Source organism: Acetivibrio saccincola, from assembly GCF_002844395.1.
Lineage (GTDB): Bacteria > Bacillota > Clostridia > Acetivibrionales > Acetivibrionaceae > Herbivorax > Herbivorax saccincola.
In genome coordinates, this window is record NZ_CP025197.1 from 2,904,364 (window position 1) to 2,922,514 (window position 18,151).

The 18,151-nt window shown below is 37.0% G+C and carries 13 protein-coding genes and 1 other annotated feature; all 13 genes read right to left on the reverse strand.

Annotation, left to right across the window (positions count from 1 at the left end):
- Nucleotides 1–131 precede the first annotated feature (131 nt).
- The 13 genes from rpoC to HVS_RS13010 all read right to left on the reverse strand — a co-directional run bounded on the left by rpoC (nucleotide 132) and on the right by HVS_RS13010 (nucleotide 17,548).
- Nucleotides 132–3,632, reverse strand: a complete 3,501-nt coding sequence (gene rpoC, locus HVS_RS12950; RefSeq protein WP_101303007.1) for a DNA-directed RNA polymerase subunit beta' — start codon at nucleotides 3,630–3,632, stop codon at nucleotides 132–134.
- A gap of 17 nt (nucleotides 3,633–3,649) precedes the next feature.
- Entirely contained in the window at nucleotides 3,650–7,471 is a 3,822-nt protein-coding gene (gene rpoB / locus HVS_RS12955) for a DNA-directed RNA polymerase subunit beta (protein WP_101303008.1), read from the reverse strand.
- Between the two features lie 626 nt (nucleotides 7,472–8,097).
- Nucleotides 8,098–8,484: a 50S ribosomal protein L7/L12 gene (rplL, locus tag HVS_RS12960; RefSeq protein ID WP_101303010.1), complete on the reverse strand. Its 387-nt coding sequence runs from the start codon at nucleotides 8,482–8,484 to the stop codon at nucleotides 8,098–8,100.
- 165 nt (nucleotides 8,485–8,649) lie between these two features.
- Nucleotides 8,650–9,189, reverse strand: a complete 540-nt coding sequence (gene rplJ, locus HVS_RS12965; protein ID WP_101303014.1) for a 50S ribosomal protein L10 — start codon at nucleotides 9,187–9,189, stop codon at nucleotides 8,650–8,652.
- A 38-nt stretch (nucleotides 9,190–9,227) separates the two neighbouring features.
- Nucleotides 9,228–9,377, reverse strand: a sequence feature (ribosomal protein L10 leader region).
- Between the two features lie 63 nt (nucleotides 9,378–9,440).
- The gene (gene rplA / locus HVS_RS12970) at nucleotides 9,441–10,136 is read right to left on the reverse strand and encodes a 50S ribosomal protein L1 (RefSeq protein ID WP_101303016.1); all 696 of its coding nucleotides are present in this window, start codon (nucleotides 10,134–10,136) and stop codon (nucleotides 9,441–9,443) included.
- Nucleotides 10,137–10,215: 79 nt separating this feature from the next.
- Nucleotides 10,216–10,641: a 50S ribosomal protein L11 gene (gene rplK / locus HVS_RS12975; RefSeq protein ID WP_101303018.1), complete on the reverse strand. Its 426-nt coding sequence runs from the start codon at nucleotides 10,639–10,641 to the stop codon at nucleotides 10,216–10,218.
- Between the two features lie 43 nt (nucleotides 10,642–10,684).
- Nucleotides 10,685–11,218 carry a transcription termination/antitermination protein NusG gene (nusG, locus tag HVS_RS12980; RefSeq protein ID WP_101303020.1) on the reverse strand — a complete coding sequence of 178 codons (534 nt, stop codon included), beginning with the start codon at nucleotides 11,216–11,218 and terminating at the stop codon, nucleotides 10,685–10,687.
- A 110-nt stretch (nucleotides 11,219–11,328) separates the two neighbouring features.
- Nucleotides 11,329–11,550: a preprotein translocase subunit SecE gene (gene secE, locus HVS_RS12985; RefSeq protein ID WP_101303022.1), complete on the reverse strand. Its 222-nt coding sequence runs from the start codon at nucleotides 11,548–11,550 to the stop codon at nucleotides 11,329–11,331.
- Nucleotides 11,551–11,614: 64 nt separating this feature from the next.
- Nucleotides 11,615–11,764: a 50S ribosomal protein L33 gene (gene rpmG / locus HVS_RS12990; RefSeq protein WP_101303024.1), complete on the reverse strand. Its 150-nt coding sequence runs from the start codon at nucleotides 11,762–11,764 to the stop codon at nucleotides 11,615–11,617.
- 229 nt (nucleotides 11,765–11,993) lie between these two features.
- The gene (ilvB, locus tag HVS_RS12995) at nucleotides 11,994–13,661 is read right to left on the reverse strand and encodes a biosynthetic-type acetolactate synthase large subunit (RefSeq protein ID WP_101303026.1); all 1,668 of its coding nucleotides are present in this window, start codon (nucleotides 13,659–13,661) and stop codon (nucleotides 11,994–11,996) included.
- Nucleotides 13,662–13,763: 102 nt separating this feature from the next.
- Nucleotides 13,764–15,422: a dihydroxy-acid dehydratase gene (gene ilvD, locus HVS_RS13000; RefSeq protein WP_101303028.1), complete on the reverse strand. Its 1,659-nt coding sequence runs from the start codon at nucleotides 15,420–15,422 to the stop codon at nucleotides 13,764–13,766.
- A 136-nt stretch (nucleotides 15,423–15,558) separates the two neighbouring features.
- Nucleotides 15,559–16,269 carry a CvpA family protein gene (locus HVS_RS13005; protein ID WP_101303031.1) on the reverse strand — a complete coding sequence of 237 codons (711 nt, stop codon included), beginning with the start codon at nucleotides 16,267–16,269 and terminating at the stop codon, nucleotides 15,559–15,561.
- A 106-nt stretch (nucleotides 16,270–16,375) separates the two neighbouring features.
- Nucleotides 16,376–17,548 (reverse strand): DUF5711 family protein, encoded by a 1,173-nt coding sequence (locus tag HVS_RS13010; RefSeq protein WP_101303033.1) that lies wholly within the window; start codon nucleotides 17,546–17,548, stop codon nucleotides 16,376–16,378.
- Between the last annotated feature and the right edge of the window lie 603 nt (nucleotides 17,549–18,151).

The window sequence follows — 18,151 nt, forward strand, 5'->3', positions numbered from 1 at the left end:
TTAACTTAACCTCCCTGCCAATGCTACAGGATGATAAAGCTAATTAATTATAATGAAAATACATACTGAAATATTGTATCATCCATAAACTTTATTTGTCAAGATATTAATTTGTTTTTATTTAAATTGCACTACTCAATTACCGTACTTATACTTATATCCTTGTACCTGCTCATACCTGTTCCTGCAGGTATTAATTTACCTATAATAACATTTTCTTTTAATCCCACTAATGGATCTACTTTTCCTTTTATTGCTGCCTCAGTTAATACTCTTGTTGTCTCCTGGAATGATGCAGCAGATAAGAAGGATTCGGTAGCCAGTGATGCTTTTGTAATTCCTAATAAAACTCTCTTTCCGGTTGCTGGTCTTAAGCCTTCTGCTATTATTCTTGCATTTTCTTCTTCAAAGTCAAATACATCTACCAGGCTTCCCGGTAATAAATTTGTATCTCCCGCATCATCAACTTTCATCTTTCTGAGCATCTGTCTTACAATTACTTCAATATGCTTGTCATTTATTTCAACACCCTGAAGCCTGTAAACCCTTTGAACTTCATGAAGAAGGTATGCCTCAACGCCCTCAAGACCCTTTATTTTTAGTATATCATGAGGGTTAACGGAACCTTCTGTAAGTTCGTCACCGGCTTCAACCATGTCCCCGTCAGAAACCTTCAGCCTGGAACCATATGGAATCAAATAAGTCTTTGTCTCTCCATCTTCTGAAGTAACAACGGCTTCTCTTTTCTTCTTTGTCTCAACAATCTTAACAGTTCCCGGTATCTCTGATATAATTGCAAGTCCTTTTGGCTTTCTGGCTTCAAACAATTCCTCAACACGTGGAAGACCTTGTGTAATGTCATCTCCTGCAACCCCACCTGTGTGGAATGTTCTCATGGTAAGCTGTGTTCCAGGTTCACCTATAGACTGTGCAGCAATAATTCCTACTGCTTCACCTACATTACATTCTTCACCTGTTGCAAGGTTTGCACCATAACATTTTGCACAAACACCATATTCTGCATGACAAGTGAGCACCGATCTGATTCTGACTTTTTTAATGCCTGCTTCTATTATCCTGTCAGCATCTTCATCGGTTATAAGCCTGTCAGTTTCAACAATTATTTCCCCTGTTTCAGGATGAACAACAGGTACAGCAGGGTATCTTCCCACCAGTCTTTCATGTAGTGGTTCTATTACTTCCCCTGCATCATCCCTGATATCTGAAACCTCTATTCCTTTTCTTGTTCCACAGTCTACTTCTCTTACTATAACATCCTGGCTCACGTCAACAAGACGTCTTGTGAGGTAACCTGAGTCAGCAGTTCTTAATGCTGTGTCTGCCAATCCCTTTCTGGCTCCGTGAGTTGATATAAAGAATTCCATAACGTTTAGTCCCTCACGGAAGTTTGCCTTTATTGGAACCTCTATTGTCTTACCCTGTGTATCTGCCATAAGTCCCCTCATTCCGGCAAGCTGCTTAATTTGGTTTATATTACCTCTCGCTCCGGACTGTGACATCATGTAAACAGGGTTAAATCTGTCCAGATTATCTATGAGAGCCTGGGTTATTTTTTCAGATGCTTCAGTCCAAGCTGCTATAACTGAATTATATCTCTCTTCATTTGAAATAAGTCCTCTCTTATACTGCTTAATTATCTTTTCTATCTTTTCTTCTGTTTCTTTTATATATTTTGCTTTAACTTCAGGTATTACCATATCAGATACACTTATGGTAATAGCACCTTTTGTGGAATATTTAAATCCTAATGCTTTAATATGGTCCAAAAGAACAGCTGTCTTGGTTGTTCCATGTACTTTTATGCACCTGTCAATTATTTTTCTAAGCTCATTTTTCCCAACAAGGAAATTTACTTCAAAATCAAAAGCTGTTTCAGGATTTTTTCTGTCAACAAATCCTAAATCCTGGGGAATTGCTTCATTAAACAGTACTCTTCCAACTGTAGTCTCAACTAATTTAGTTTTGAGAACACCGTCAAATACCCTTTCCCTTCTTACTTTAATTTTTGAATGAAGGGTTATATCACCGTTGTCATATGCCATTATTGCTTCTTCCGGAGATACAAATACTCTTCCTTCCCCTTTTTCTCCTTCTTTTTCAATGGTCATATAATAACATCCCAAAACCATGTCCTGGGTAGGCACAGCAACAGGTTTTCCATCCTGGGGCTTTAACAGGTTGTTGGCAGATAGCATTAAAAACCTTGCTTCTGCTTGTGCTTCAGCAGAAAGAGGTACGTGAACAGCCATCTGGTCACCGTCAAAGTCTGCGTTATAAGCAGTACAAACCAAAGGATGAAGTTTTAATGCCCTACCTTCCACAAGAACAGGTTCAAAAGCCTGAATTCCAAGCCTGTGAAGGGTTGGTGCACGGTTTAGAAGTACCGGGTGTTCTTTAATTACTTCCTCCAATACGTCCCATACTTCTTCCTTTACCCTCTCTACCATTCTCTTTGCACTTTTTATATTATGGGCAAGTTCATCATTAACCAGCTTTTTCATCACAAAAGGCTTAAATAACTCTAAAGCCATTTCCTTTGGAAGACCGCACTGGTATATTTTAAGCTCAGGACCTACCACTATAACGGAACGCCCTGAATAGTCAACACGTTTTCCCAATAGGTTTTGACGGAAACGCCCCTGCTTACCCTTCAACATGTCTGACAAAGACTTTAAAGGTCTGTTTCCGGGGCCTGTTACCGGTCTTCCCCTTCTTCCGTTGTCTATTAAAGCGTCTACAGCTTCCTGGAGCATTCTCTTTTCGTTCCTGACAATTATGTCCGGTGCTCCTAAATCTAAAAGTCTCTTTAACCTGTTATTTCTGTTTATAACCCTTCTGTAAAGGTCATTTAGATCTGAAGTAGCAAACCTTCCACCATCCAGCTGAACCATAGGTCTTAATTCCGGTGGTATTACCGGAATTACATCTAAAATCATCCACTCAGGTCTGTTTCCTGACTGCCTGAATGCTTCAACCACTTCAAGGCGCTTAATTGTCCTTACCCTCTTTTGACCTGTGGTTTCTTCCAGCTCTGCTCTAAGTTCCTGGGAAAGCTTATCTAAATCTATTTCCTCTAAAAGCTGCTTAACAGCTTCCGCACCCATTGATGCAGTAAATTTCATTCCAAATTTTTCTATACTGTCTCTATATTCCTTCTCAGTAAGAATTTGCTTTTTGGATAAAGGAGTCTGGCCCGGGTCGATAACTACATATGCTGCAAAGTACAGTATTTTTTCCAACGCCCTGGGAGACATATCCAGTAATAGTCCCATTCTGCTAGGAATGCCCTTAAAGTACCATATGTGAGAAACAGGTGCAGCCAGCTCAATATGCCCCATCCTTTCCCTTCTTACCTTTGAACGGGTTACTTCAACTCCGCATCTATCACAGATAATGCCTCTGTATCTTATTCTCTTATATTTACCACAGTGGCACTCCCAGTCCTTCTGGGGTCCAAATATTCTTTCGCAAAACAGACCATCTCTTTCAGGCTTTAACGTTCTATAGTTTATGGTCTCAGGTTTTTTTACTTCTCCCCGGGACCATTCTCTTATCTTTTCCGGAGAAGCCAAACCTATTCTTATTGAATCAAAATTATTTAGTTCAAACACGGCCAATTCTCCTTTCTTTATATTTCTTCACTATCCAGACTGTCATCTAAATCATCAGCAAACAAATCTTCATCAAGATTATCCTCTAAATCACTGTCATTAATAACATTAGTTATGTCTGAAAAATCCAAATCATCAACATCTAAGCCGTCACCTAAATCATCACCTAAGTCAACATCCAAACCGCTGTCTAAGTCACTGTCTAAGCTACCGTCTGAATTATCATCTAAATCCGGGTCATCAACACCGTCAATCCCGCCTAAAATGCCTCCGTCTTCTCTTCCCTCCAAGCTCACATTCAGCTCTTCAAAGTCATCATCCACAGATTCTTTTATCGCTATTTCTTCTTTTTCTTCTGAGTAAACTTTTACATCCAAAGCAAGACTCTGAAGCTCTTTAATTAAAACTTTAAAGGATTCCGGAATTCCAGGCTCTGGAACGTTTTCTCCTTTTACTATTGCTTCGTATGTCTTAACCCTTCCGGTAACATCGTCTGATTTAACTGTAAGTATTTCCTGCAGTGTATATGCAGCACCGTAAGCTTCAAGAGCCCACACTTCCATCTCCCCAAACCTCTGACCTCCAAATTGTGCCTTACCGCCCAGAGGCTGCTGGGTTACAAGGGAGTATGGTCCCGTTGAGCGGGCATGTATTTTATCATCAACAAGGTGAGCAAGTTTTAACATGTACATATATCCAACAGTTACCCTGTTTTCAAAAGGCTCACCGGTTCTTCCATCGTAAAGGATTGTCTTTCCGTCTTCACTAAGACCTGCTTTTTTCAGTGTCTCAACTATATCCTCTTCTGTAGCCCCGTCAAATACAGGAGTTGCTATTTTCCACCCTAAAGCTTTAGCAGCATATCCTAAGTGAACTTCCAATACCTGCCCTATATTCATACGGGAAGGAACGCCCAAGGGGTTTAATACTATTTCTAAGGGTGTGCCGTCCGGTAAAAAGGGCATATCCTCTTCCGGAAGAATCCTTGAAATAACACCTTTGTTTCCATGCCTTCCTGCCATTTTGTCCCCGACAGATATTTTTCTCTTTTGGGCAACATAAACCCTGACAAGCTGATTCACTCCCGGTGTTAATTCGTCGCCGCTTTCTCTTGTAAATACCTTTACATCCACAACTATACCTGACTCACCATGAGGTACACGCAAGGATGTATCACGGACTTCCCTGGCCTTTTCTCCAAAAATAGCCCTTAAAAGTCTTTCCTCTGCTGTAAGCTCCGTTTCTCCTTTTGGAGTAACCTTTCCAACCAGAATGTCCCCTGACCTTACCTCAGCCCCGATTCTGATTATTCCTCTTTCATCTAAATCCTTCAAAGAATCTTCGCTGACATTCGGTATATCCCTGGTTATTTCCTCTGGTCCTAACTTTGTATCCCTTGCTTCCGCCTCATACTCTTCAATGTGGATAGATGTAAATACATCTTCTTTAACCAGTTTTTCGCTTATCAATATAGCATCCTCGTAGTTGTAGCCTTCCCATGCCATAAAGCCTACCAGGACGTTTTTACCCAGTGCCAGTTCTCCATTATGTGTTGAAGGACCGTCAGCTATAACATCGTCTTTTTCAACTCTTTCCCCTTTTTTAACAATAGGTCTCTGATTTATACATGTTCCCTGGTTAGAGCGTAGATATTTTAAAAGCCTGTATTCATCTTTTGTACCTTCATCTTTTTTAATAATTATTTTGTTAGCAGTTACCTTTTCAACTACACCAGGATTCTTTGCTAAAACAACTACCCCTGAATCCCTTGCTGCCTTGTATTCAATACCTGTTCCTATGATAGGCGATTCTGTCTTTATGAGAGGTACCGCCTGACGCTGCATGTTCGCCCCCATAAGGGCACGGTTAGCGTCGTCATTCTCAAGGAACGGTATTAGTGAAGTAGCCACAGAAACCAATTGTTTTGGCGAAACGTCCATAAAGTCAACTTTATTTTTCTCTATTTCCAAAAACTCATCCTTATACCTGCATATAACTCTCCTGTCAACAAACCTGCCCTCTTCATCCAAAGGCTCGTTTGCCTGTGCTATTAAGTACTCATCTTCCTCATCAGCAGTGAGGTAATGTATCTCATCTGTAACAATCATATTTTCTTTATCAACTTTTCTATAAGGAGCTTCTATAAAGCCGTATTCGTTTACCCTTGCATAAGTACTGAGAGAACCTATAAGACCAATGTTAGGTCCTTCAGGAGTTTCTATAGGACATATTCTTCCATAGTGGGAATGGTGAACGTCACGTACTTCAAAGCCTGCTCTTTCCCTGCTAAGTCCCCCTGGTCCTAATGCACTAAGCCTTCTTTTATGGGTCAGCTCAGCTAACGGGTTTGTCTGATCCATAAACTGGGACAGCTGGCTGCTTCCAAAAAACTCTTTAATTGCCGCTGCAACAGGTCTTATGTTTATCAGGGCCTGAGGGGTAACAATGTCCATATCCTGTATGGTCATTCTCTCCCTTACCACTCTCTCCATTCTGGACAAGCCTATGCGGAACTGGTTTTGCAAAAGCTCTCCCACTGAACGGAGCCTTCTGTTGCCTAAGTGGTCTATATCATCTATATGTCCAATCCTGTAATTAAGATTAATAATATAGCTTATAGAAGCAATTATATCCTCTACAGTCAGGTATTTTGGAACAAGATCATCAATTCTACCCTTTAGCACAGCCTTAAGCTTTTCTTTGCTTACACCTTCATTTTCTTCTAGTAATGATTTTAATACGCTGTATTTAACCTTTTCCGTAATACCAATTTCCTTAGGGTCAAAGTCAATATAGTCTTTAATTTCCACCATACCGTTTCCAATTACTTTAACCCTTTTACCGTCTACATTGAGATAAACTTCATTAATACCTGCATTTTGAACTGCTTCTGCAGTTTCTCTCTCAATCTTTTCCCCTTTAGAAACAATTATTTCACCGGTCTGGGGGTTTACAATATCTTCGTCTGATATAAAATTATTTATCCTGCTTGCAAGAGAAAGCTTTTTATTAAATTTAAATCTTCCGAACTTAGCTAAATCATACCTTCTAGGGTCAAAAAATAAATTGTTTAAAAGTGTTCTGGCACTTTCAACTGTAGGCGGCTCACCCGGTCTTAACCTCTTATATATTTCTATAAGACCCTCATCTTCAGTTTTTGCGCTATCCTTTTGTATTGTTGCAATAACTTTTTCATCTTCCCCTAAAAGATCTGTAATTTCTATATCCGTTCCGTATCCTAGTGCCCTAACTAAAACAGTTATAGGTAATTTTCTCGTCCTGTCTATCCTAACCCATATTACATCATTAGCGTCCGTTTCATATTCAAGCCATGCACCCCTGTTTGGAATAACAGTATTTGAATAAAGTTCCTTACCGGTTTTGTCGTACTTCATTGAATAATAAATACCCGGTGATCTTACCAGCTGACTCACTATAGCTCTTTCTGCCCCGTTTATAACAAACGTACCGTTCTCAGTCATTAAAGGAAAATCACCCATGAAAATTTCCTGCTCTTTTACTTCCCCTGTCTCCTTATTAATTAAACGCACTTTCACCTTTAAAGGAGCAGAATAAGTAGCATCTCTTTCTTTACATTCCTCTACAGAATACTTAGGTTTTTCATTTAATGAGTAGTCAACAAACTCCAAAATCAAATTCCCTGTATAATCGGTAATGGGAGATACATCTCTAAAAACTTCCCTTAACCCTTCCTCTAAAAACTGATTATAGGAGTTTTTCTGAATTTCAATCAGATTTGGCATATCAATGACTTCTTTAATTCTTGAGTAGCTCATTCTGACATTTTTACCATATTTCACCGGATGCACATGAACCATTAATATCACCTCATATATCAGACTTTTGTCTTTTAACTGCTTATACAAAACATAAATTTTAAATATATAAATTAATACAAAGCCCCTTGACAGTAATTAGAATTTTTTTATTACTGCAGAGCTTCGTAGTATTGTAAAAAAAATAGCGCTTATTTTTTTGTAATGTTATAAAATAGTAATCCTTTTCTACATAAGAACATTGTTAACAAATATTGTCTTATTTATTCCCCAACTTCTATAAACTATTAAAAAAATTTATCTAAAAGGCTCTTTAATCCCGCTTAAATCACATATTTATCAATAAGTACTTGCCAAATCAAATATAATGTTTTAAAATACATTTTGTGTTTGTATAATTTTTAGTATTGAAAGAAAAAGAATCAAATACTGAAATTACACGCAGTATATGATTTTAGCATATGTCATTAAAGTTGTCAATATTTTTTGTCCTTTTTAATGTTAACTTTTTTAAAATTCAAATTATGTAATTTAAAGTTTTGTATCCTTGACAATGGACTTTTCTAAAAAAAGAACAACTGACATTTTAAAATGCCTGTTGTTCTTTTTTAATACCTGTTTTAATGACAATTCTGCCAAAGACCAATGTAAATAGCCGGAGTAATAAATTACTTAATTTCTACAGTTGCTCCAACTTCTTTTAATTTAGCCTCAATTTCAGTAGCTTCTTCTTTAGAAACGCCTTCTTTAAGTGTCTTTGGTGCTCCGTCAACCATGTCTTTAGCTTCTTTTAGTCCAAGACCTGTTATTTCCCTTACAACTTTAATTACTTTAATTTTCTCTGAACCTACATCTTTTAATACAACATCAAATTCTGACTTTTCTTCTGCTGCAGCTGCTCCACCGCCACCTGCTGCTGGCGCTGCCGCTACTGCTACAGGTGCTGCTGCTGATACACCAAATTCTTCTTCTAATTCCTTAACTAATTCTGATAGTTCTAAAACTGTCAAATTTTTAACTTCTTCTATTAATTTTGTAACTTTTTCACTAGCCATTTTATATACCTCCAAAATTCTTTTTTTTACTTAATTTTTATTTTTTACTTAATTTTTTTGTCTTGATTTTCTGTTTTTTTAATAAGTTCTTTAGGTCATTAATTTCTTTGTGAATAAATTTATTAAGTCATTAACTTAATGTTCAGAAATCTTTTTATGCAGCCACTAAGCTGATGCCTCTTTCTTTTGTTCTGCAATTGCATTTAAAGCAACAACCAATCCTCTTATATTTCCATTTAGAACATTTACCAAACCATACAAAGGTGACTTCATTCCGCCTACTACCTTTGCAATTAGTTCTTCCTTTGAAGGCAGTTCTGCTATTGCATTTAATTCCTCAGCACTGAATACTTTGCCTTCAACTATACCGGCTTTAAGCTGTATTTTTTTATGTTTTTTTGAATACTCAGTGAGTATTTTAGCCGGCGCAATAACATCTTCAGTACTCATAGCTATAGCTGTGGGGCCTTTCAGGTATTCCTCCAATTCAGTTATGTCATTTTTCTCTAATGCAAGCTTTATCAAATTGTTCTTTACTACCCTGTACTCCACCCCTGACTTTCTCATGGCGGTTCTCATTTCAGTATCCTCTTCAACTGTAACCCCTTTGTAGTCAGCTATTACTACGGTTTTTGCTTCTTTGATTTTTTCAGCTAATTGATTTACCGCTTCTATTTTTTTCTGAAGTATTCTTTCACTTGGCACTAATTTTTCACCTCCTCATTTTAAAAACACATAAAACAACAAAAATTAAAAATCCCCTGTATGCACACAGACATAGAGGGGATTAGTAATAATCCATCGTATCAAACCTATACCTCGGCAGGAAGACAAACTTTGCCTTTACGTATCTTAATACAACCTGCTGTCTGTGGCATAACTATGCAGTTTTTTGATTATATTTCATTTTATTTATAAGGACTCACCAATTTCTTTTAATTATCGGTTTTATCCCTTTAGTCATTTATCCTTTGAGCATTTACCTTAATGCCGGGTCCCATAGTGGAAGCAAGAACAACACTTTTTAGGTACTGCCCCTTTGCCGCTGCAGGCTTTGCTTTTATAATAGCTCCCATTAAAACACGGAAATTATCTAAAAGTTTCTCTGTTCCAAAGGATACTTTTCCGATAGGGCAGTGTATAATATTAGTTTTGTCAAGTCTATACTCAATTTTACCTGATTTTATTTCTTTAACTGCCTTTTCTACTTCCATTGTTACAGTTCCTGCTTTAGGGTTTGGCATTAATCCTTTAGGTCCTAAAACCCTACCTAGTCTACCTACAACCCCCATCATATCAGGAGTAGCTACCACAACATCAAATTCAAACCAATTATCTTTTTGGATTTTAGTTACAAGTTCTTCTGCTCCTACAAAATCTGCACCTGCTTGTTCTGCCTCTCTTGCCTTGTCACCTTTTGCAAAAACAAGCACTCTTACATCTTTACCTGTTCCATGAGGCAGCACAACTGCTCCTCTAACCTGCTGATCTGCATGTCTTGAGTCAACACCCAGTCTTATATGGGCTTCTACAGTTTCATCAAACTTTGCTCTGGCTGTCTTTTGAACTAACTCAATAGCCTCAGTTGGATCATATAACTTTAATCTATCTACAAGCTTTGCGCTTTCAAGATATTTCTTTCCTCTTTTCATTTTTTCACACTCCTTTGTGGTAATTATATCCGGAAACTTATGTTCCTCCCACTGCTAATTTCCTTAAAATACAAGGAAATTAAGCTTCGATTTCTATTCCCATACTTCTGGCAGTTCCTGCAATCATTCTCTCCGCCGCTTCAATGCTTGCTGCATTTAAGTCAGGCATTTTGAGCTCAGCTATCTTTCTCAATTCCGCCTTTGGCAGGGTTGCAACTTTCTCCTTATTTGGAACACCAGAAGCTTTTTCTATTTTGCAAGCTTTCTTAATCAGCACAGACGCTGGTGGTGTTTTTGTAACAAATGTGAATGATCTGTCAGCATAGACTGTTATAATTACAGGAATAATCATTCCTGCCTGGCTTGCAGTTCTTTCATTGAACTCTTTACAAAAGCCCATTATGTTAACACTATGCTGACCTAATGCTGGTCCAACCGGTGGAGCCGGAGTTGCTTTTCCCGCAGGAATTTGAAGTTTTATATAGCCGATAACTTTTTTAGCCACATTTTCCACCTCCCAATTAAATTACACCTTGTTTATATTTTGTTTATATTTTCTGAATTTGAAAGAGTTCCATTTCTACAGGAGTTTCTCTTCCAAACATAGATACAGAAACACGTACTTTCTTCTTTTCCAAATTTATTTCTTCAACTGTTCCGATAAAGTTTTCTAACGGACCAGAAATTACCCTGACATTGTCTCCTATTTCATAGTCCAGCACAGGAGCAAATTCTTCAACTCCCATTGCCTTAATTTCCTCATCGGATAACGGCACAGGTTTAGAACCCGGACCTACAAAACCAGTAACTCCTCGGGTATTTCTAACAACATACCAGGACTCATCAGTCATTACCATTTTTACCAAAACATACCCGGGGAAGACCTTTTTTAAAGTTGTCTTTTTCTTGCCATCTTTAATTTCAATCTGTTCTTCCATAGGTACGACAATATCTAAAATGTAATCCTGCATATTTCTGTTTTCAACTATTTTTTCAAGGTTAGCCTTTACCTTGTTTTCATACCCGGAATAGGTATGTACAACGTACCACTTTCCATTATCAGGTGCTTCGTTATTCTGCATAAGCCCTGAATCCTCCTTTGTCAACTATAAATCCAGGTGGCAACAAATATTAATACATATTCACATAATAGTGCATGTTCTAAATTGCGTATTAAAAGCAAATTTAACTTTTATACGTAAATTAGGGCCCTTAGCAGGTTTAAACCATAATCAAACAACCAAATGAAGATACCCAGTATCAAACACATAATCAACACTGTAAGAGTATTGTTTATAAGTTGGGTTTTTGTGGGCCATATAACTTTTTTTAATTCGTTTTTAACATCTTTAAAAAATTTTGAAAAACGTCCCTTTGCACTACTAGTCTTTGGATTTTTTGTTTTTTGAGCCATTTTAAACATCTCCATTACTTTTTATTTCATAATTAAACTATATTACCCAATAATAGTCCAATTACTATCTTGTTTCTTTATGGCTTGTGTGTTTACGGCAAAATTTGCAATACTTTCTCATTTCAAGTCTGTCAGGATCGTTTTTTCTGTTCTTCATGGTATTGTAATTTCTCCGCTTGCATTCCCCACACGCTAATGTAATTTTAACTCTCATATCTTCCACACCTCCAACAAACCTGTCTATAGCTAAATTTATATAAATGCCTATCAATATCTTTAGCCAAAAAAAAAAAGACGTACTACCTGAAACAACAAATAGTTTATCACGTATGCTTTTAAAAGTCAAGCTGACTTTTAGAATTTTTTATAAAAAATCAAATTTTTTATTGTATTTTTTAAAATCTTTTAAAAAGCATGGGATAAACCCACGCTTTTTAAAAGAATTACTCTTCTATTAATTCATCAATTGCCGCACCAGGTGGTACTATAGGGAAAACTTTTTCGTCTTTGTCAATTTCAAAGTTTATCACCACAGGTGTGTCCTTTGAAGCAAGGGCTTCTTTTAGGGCATCATCCACTTCCTCAGGCTTTGTAACATTCATTCCTATTGCCCCGTAAGCTTTGGCCAAGGCTACAAAATCCGTTCCCCTGTCTATGGATGTAGCTGAATACCTGCTGTCATAAAAGAGATTTTGCCACTGCCTCACCATTCCCAAAGCACGGTTGTTGAATATTGCCACCACTATAGGAAGTTTGTATTCAACTGCTGTGGCAAGCTCGTTACAATTCATTCTAAAGCTTCCGTCCCCTGCAACATTTATTACTTTTTTATCAGGAAGCCCTATTTGAGCTCCTATGCATGCACCAAGACCATATCCCATAGTGCCCAGCCCTCCGGATGAGAGGAACTGTCTTGGGGAGCTGTATTTATAAAACTGTGCCGCCCAAATCTGATGCTGGCCTACTTCTGTAGTTATTACAGCTTTCCCCCCTGTAAGCTCATACATTCTCTCTAGGATATAGCTTGGTTTTAGTTCACCCTTTGTCCGGGATTTTAATGGATAAGCTTTTTTCCACTCGTCAATTTTTTTATTCCATTCACTATATTCCTTTTCATCAACTTTTTCAGTTATTTTTTCAAGTATCTTTTTGATATTTCCTATAAGAGGATAATGCACAACTATATTTTTCCCAATCTCAGCCGGATCCACATCTATATGCATTATTTTAGCTTTTGGCGCAAATCTTTCAACATTGCTGATTACCCTGTCGCTAAACCTTGCACCTATTGCAATAAATAGATCTGATTCAGATACTGCAAGGTTGGTAGTCTTGGTTCCATGCATACCTATCATACCCATGTATAAATCATTGGTTCCCGGAAAAGACCCCATACCCATTAATGTTGTTGTAACAGGTATTTTGGTTTTCTCAGCAAACTTAATTAATTCTTCATTGGCTCCTGCTATGGAAACCCCGCCACCTGAAAGTATAATAGGCTTTTGGGACTCATTTATTACCTTTACAGCCTCGTCTATTTTGTCTTCCTTTACCTTTATAGGAATTTCTTTTACCGGTTCCGGCTCTTTAGGTGTGTACTCAGCCACCGCCGCAGTTACATCCTTACATATGTCAATTAGTACAGGTCCAGGTCTTCCTTCCTTTGCAATTCTAAAAGCATCTCTTACTATATCAGCAAGTTTGTTAACGTCCTTTACGATATAATTATGCTTTGTAATGGGCATTGTAATGCCTGTTATATCCACTTCCTGGAAGGAATCTTTGCCAAGGAGGCTTGTTGCAACTTGTCCTGTTATAGCCACTACAGGCACTGAATCCATGTATGCAGTTGCAATACCTGTAACCAAATTGGTAGCCCCGGGGCCTGATGTAGCTAGACAAACTCCCACCTTGCCTGTGGCTCTTGCATAGCCGTCCGCTGCGTGGGAAGCCCCTTGCTCGTGGGAAACCAATATATGCCTTATGGAATCTTTGGCTTTATACAGTGCATCATAAATATTCAGCACTGCACCTCCCGGGAAACCAAAAATTGTATCCACACCCTGTTCCTTTAAACACTCTATTAATATTTCTGCACCTGTTAATTTCATACCCTTACCTCCATAATTCTTTTCTCTTCTCAAATACAGTCATTATATATGCCTTTCAGCCTTATATATGCCTTTTTTCCGTTACAGACCTTTATCCTGTAGTTATTTTAATACAGCTCCTGTACTTGCAGATGTAACAAGTCTTGCGTACCTTCCCAGGTAACCTTTTGTTATCTTAGGTTCAGGGGCTTTCCACTCCTTCATTCTCTCCTGTAGTTCAGCATCAGATATTTCAACATTAAGCTTTCCTTCATTTATGTCAATGTGAATAATATCCCCTTCCCTGACAACTGCAATTGGCCCTCCTTCCATTGCCTCCGGTGAAACGTGACCAATGGAAGCACCTCTTGTTGCTCCTGAAAAACGCCCGTCAGTAATTAGTGCAACATCTTTATCAAGACCCATTCCGGCAATAGCAGAAGTAGGTCCTAACATCTCTCTCATTCCGGGGCCGCCCTTAGGTCCTTCATATCTTATGATAACTACATCCCCTTTATTAATTTTACCTTCATATATGGCTTTTATAGCATCATCTTCTGAATCAAAGACCCTTGCCGGTCCTTTGTGAACAAGCATCTCCTCTGCAACTGCAGCCCTTTTTACAACTGCACCGTCAGGTGCCAGATTACCTCTTAAAACGGCTATTCCACCAGTTTCACTGTATGGGTTGTCCACACTTCTTATAACATCATAATCTAAAACCTCTGCCTTTTCAATGTTTTCTCTAATGGTCTTTCCTGTAACCGTCATAAGGTCTAAATGCAGCAAATTCTTTTTGGAGAGTTCTTTCATAACAGCCTGAACCCCTCCTGCTGCATAAAGGTCTTGAATATGGTGATGTCCTGCCGGTGCTAATTTGCACAGGTTAGGAACCTTACTGCTTATTTCATTTACTATATCTAAATTAATTTCCACTCCTGCCTCATTTGCAATGGCGGGTAAATGCAGTATTGAATTTGTTGAACAGCCTAAGGCCATGTCAACGGTCAGTGCATTTTCAAAGGCTTTTTCAGTTAAAATATCTGATGGCCTTATATTCTTTTCTACCATTTCCATAACTTTCATGCCTGCATATTTTGCAAGACGGAGTCTTTCTGCATACACAGCCGGTATTGTCCCGTTACCTGGAAGCCCAAGTCCTAATACTTCCGTGAGGCAATTCATTGAGTTGGCTGTAAACATTCCGGAACATGAACCGCAGCTTGGACATGCATAATTTTCACAGTCTAAAACATCTTCTTCACTCATCTTGCCGGCCTTGTACGCTCCCACCGCCTCAAAAACGCTGTTTAAATCCAAAAATTTTCCTCCCCGCTTAATGGATAGCATTGGTCCGCCGCTTATTACAACAGATGGCACATTAATTCTGGCAGCGGCCATCAGCATACCGGGAACTATTTTATCGCAGTTAGGTATAAAAACCATACCGTCAAAACTATGGGCAAGTCCCATGGCTTCGCATGAATCGGCAATAAGCTCCCTTGTAGCAAGGGAATATTTCATACCTACATGTCCCATGGCTATGCCGTCACAAACACCTATAGCACCAAATTCAACAGGTGTTCCGCCTGCCATTCTTATTCCTGCTTTCACTGCTTCTGTAATTTTATCTAAATGAGTATGTCCAGGAATTATCTCGCTTTTAGAATTTGCTATACCTATTAATGGTCTTGAGATTTCTTCGTCAGTATATCCCATTGCTTTAAATAAAGACCTGTGGGGTGCTCTTTCTATACCTTTTTTAACAGCATCACTTTTCATAATTCATTCCTCTCTTTCTGCAAAAAATTTGTGCTTTTGTATTAAAATTAAAAATATTTGCTTTTATATCAAATTCAAATATATTAAATTTTAAAAATGTTTTATATTTTAAAATTGTTTTATATTAATAAACTATCTATCCTTTGGGAAATATCCAGCTGACTATAAAATTATTTTCGTAAAAATATTTAGCCACAGCAGATGTTTCTATAGATTCAAAGAATCCTTTAAACAACGGTGTTGCGTGAAATAACATTAAAATTGCAAATATAATATAGATTGTTAAAAGCCCCTCTATAGCCCCCAATGCAAAACCCCCTAATTTGTCTGCCTGTTTTAAAACAGGTAACCTTGACACTTTTTTTAGAATAGATCTGGCAAATATAAGAGCTATTCTTGCAACAATATATAATAAAATCACACTGATAACGGTTGTAACAAAATTTGCCAAAACGTCACTGATTTTATCAGCTATTGATGCATAGTCAATTAATTCCCCTACATTTGGCATTTTTTCAGCCACTTTATCACTAATAAGGTTTTTCAAAAATCCCGGAAGTTTGAGCCCGTCTACCATGGATTCTGCCGCCTCTGCAGCCCCTTCATTTACTGCAGACATCTGGGCATCCTGCTGAAGCATTAATTTACCATAAATACCGGATTTGATTTTTGTAAAAATAAAAGTCCCTGCCAAAATTTTAGCCACAAACGGGGAAAATTTAACGGCTACTAAAACTGCTATAAAAAAGGATGCCAGCTTTAATAAAGAAAGCATAAGACCTTTTCTAAACCCAAAATAGCCAAACCCCAAAATAATTGCCAATACAAAAATATCAGTCCAGTTCATATTTTCACCCCATAATCACAAAATACATATTTAAATTATTAAATTAACCCACATTTTTAAATTATCAAATTAACCCACATTAAATTTGCATTTAAATATAACTACCCTATGATATATTTATAATAACAATTTTATTTTCTGCTACCACCAATATTTCTCTTTTGTTTAAAAAACCAATATACTCAATATCAGTTTTAAAATTATATTCATTTATGACTTTTCCCTGTGTATTTACAATATAAAGCTTTTTCCCTGAATTTATGGCAATAACATCTTCATCTGCCGCCAGGGCTTTTAAACTGTCTTCTATAATAAAATTTGCAAATTCCCCTCCATCCATATCATAAATAAATATATCTGATTTATTATTAAAAAAGCCTTTGCTTTCTTTTCCTATAGCTACTATTATATACTTGCCTTTAATTAAATCAAAATCATAAATACTTCCATTTACAGGTATGTTCCACTTTTCTTTTAAGTCATTACCTAAAAAGGTGATATAAGAATCCCCCACAGCCATAATAAGGTCATCTTCAATATATTTTGCAAGAGGAAAAAATCCCTCCTCAAAATCCTTTACGGTGTCCTTTTTGCTTTTTATATTATATTTTTTTAAGTGGGTAGCTGCATTCACCCCTGATGTAATGGCATAATTTAGCATAACATCTTCCCCACTTGGGGACACATTTGCTGATAAAATAAAATCATCCCCGGAATTATCAATAAAATACCTTATCCCTTCCTCATTAAACACACTGGCTGCATTTCTGCTTCTATTTTCTTCGTGAACAACAGCTACATGTCCTTTTTCGTTAATATCTGCATTTATTATGCTGCCATCTAGTTCTTTTTTCCAAAGCTCATTTATCCCCTTAAAAACAAAAATATCCTTACCCTTTACATCAGCTATCAAAAGGTATTCCCCTGAAGTCTTAATTAAAGGATTTTTAAAAGAACCACGTAAAGTCTTTTTTACCTCACCTTTTTTGTCTATAAAATCTATTTTGTCCTGTGTGCATTTTACAATGTAGCCACCGCATATTGCAAATTTCGCATTAGTGCTACCATCATAAGCTATTTCAAGAGAAACTTTTTTATCTTTTATAAGTTCATTTTTAAACAGTTCTTTAACAGATACTTCTCTTATATCTATTTCATTTAAATTTAAATATGCCGCCACCGATGTACTAATAATTATAAACACAAGTACAATAAATAACAATATATTAAATTTACCGTGCTTTTTTTTAGAACTAATATCTCTTCTAGGGATATCCAAAATAATTCACCCCTGTTTATCTTTTGTGTCTTTTTTTGGTGCATTTCTTTTTTAGTTTTCATTAGATATTAGTTATTGTACCACATGAAATAATCAGCCGCAATCTCTGTAAATATTTCGATAGCGTCAATTTATTGTAGGAAAAAGAAAAGTAGATGGCATCCCATTTTTTATTTGTGCAACTATTTCAAATAACGGTCTCTTAGTAACGAAAGTGTTTTACATCATTTTGAGCCTTATTTTCTTTTATAATTCCTCTAACTTATTGTCTATTATACCATATAACTCTTTCTTTCTATAAAGAATTCATTTTACTCAATACTTGTGACAAATTAGTACGTTTTGTTATCTATGTTCCTTCACATTTTAACGCTACTTTTAAAAGAAAAAAGTATTTCTATTGTACCATTTTCCATTTTGTCAAGGCTAAAACAAGCGGGCAAAGCCCGGCCTTGACAAGTAGTAGGGCTCCGCGGGTCATGGTACTAAAGTTTTGCTTTTTTCTTTTCTTTTTCTTTTTTTATGTTTTTTCTTTTTCTTTGTCTTTTTTCCAGATATGTATAATTCCTATTGGATAGGCTTACTTGTAAACTTTCCCGTAAT

What these genes read in the sequence shown, in the direction of transcription:
- rpmG (WP_101303024.1), bottom strand. Translation starts at nt 11,764, where the DNA reads ATGAGAGTTAAAATTACATTAGCGTGTGGGGAATGCAAGCGGAGAAAT.
- rplL (WP_101303010.1), bottom strand. Translation starts at nt 8,484, where the DNA reads ATGGCTAGTGAAAAAGTTACAAAATTAATAGAAGAAGTTAAAAATTTG.
- HVS_RS13005 (WP_101303031.1), bottom strand. Translation starts at nt 16,269, where the DNA reads ATGAACTGGACTGATATTTTTGTATTGGCAATTATTTTGGGGTTTGGC.
- ilvD (WP_101303028.1), bottom strand. Translation starts at nt 15,422, where the DNA reads ATGAAAAGTGATGCTGTTAAAAAAGGTATAGAAAGAGCACCCCACAGG.
- ilvB (WP_101303026.1), bottom strand. Translation starts at nt 13,661, where the DNA reads ATGAAATTAACAGGTGCAGAAATATTAATAGAGTGTTTAAAGGAACAG.
- nusG (WP_101303020.1), bottom strand. Translation starts at nt 11,218, where the DNA reads ATGCAGAATAACGAAGCACCTGATAATGGAAAGTGGTACGTTGTACAT.
- rplA (WP_101303016.1), bottom strand. Translation starts at nt 10,136, where the DNA reads ATGAAAAGAGGAAAGAAATATCTTGAAAGCGCAAAGCTTGTAGATAGA.
- secE (WP_101303022.1), bottom strand. Translation starts at nt 11,550, where the DNA reads ATGGCTCAAAAAACAAAAAATCCAAAGACTAGTAGTGCAAAGGGACGT.
- rpoB (WP_101303008.1), bottom strand. Translation starts at nt 7,471, where the DNA reads ATGGTTCATGTGCATCCGGTGAAATATGGTAAAAATGTCAGAATGAGC.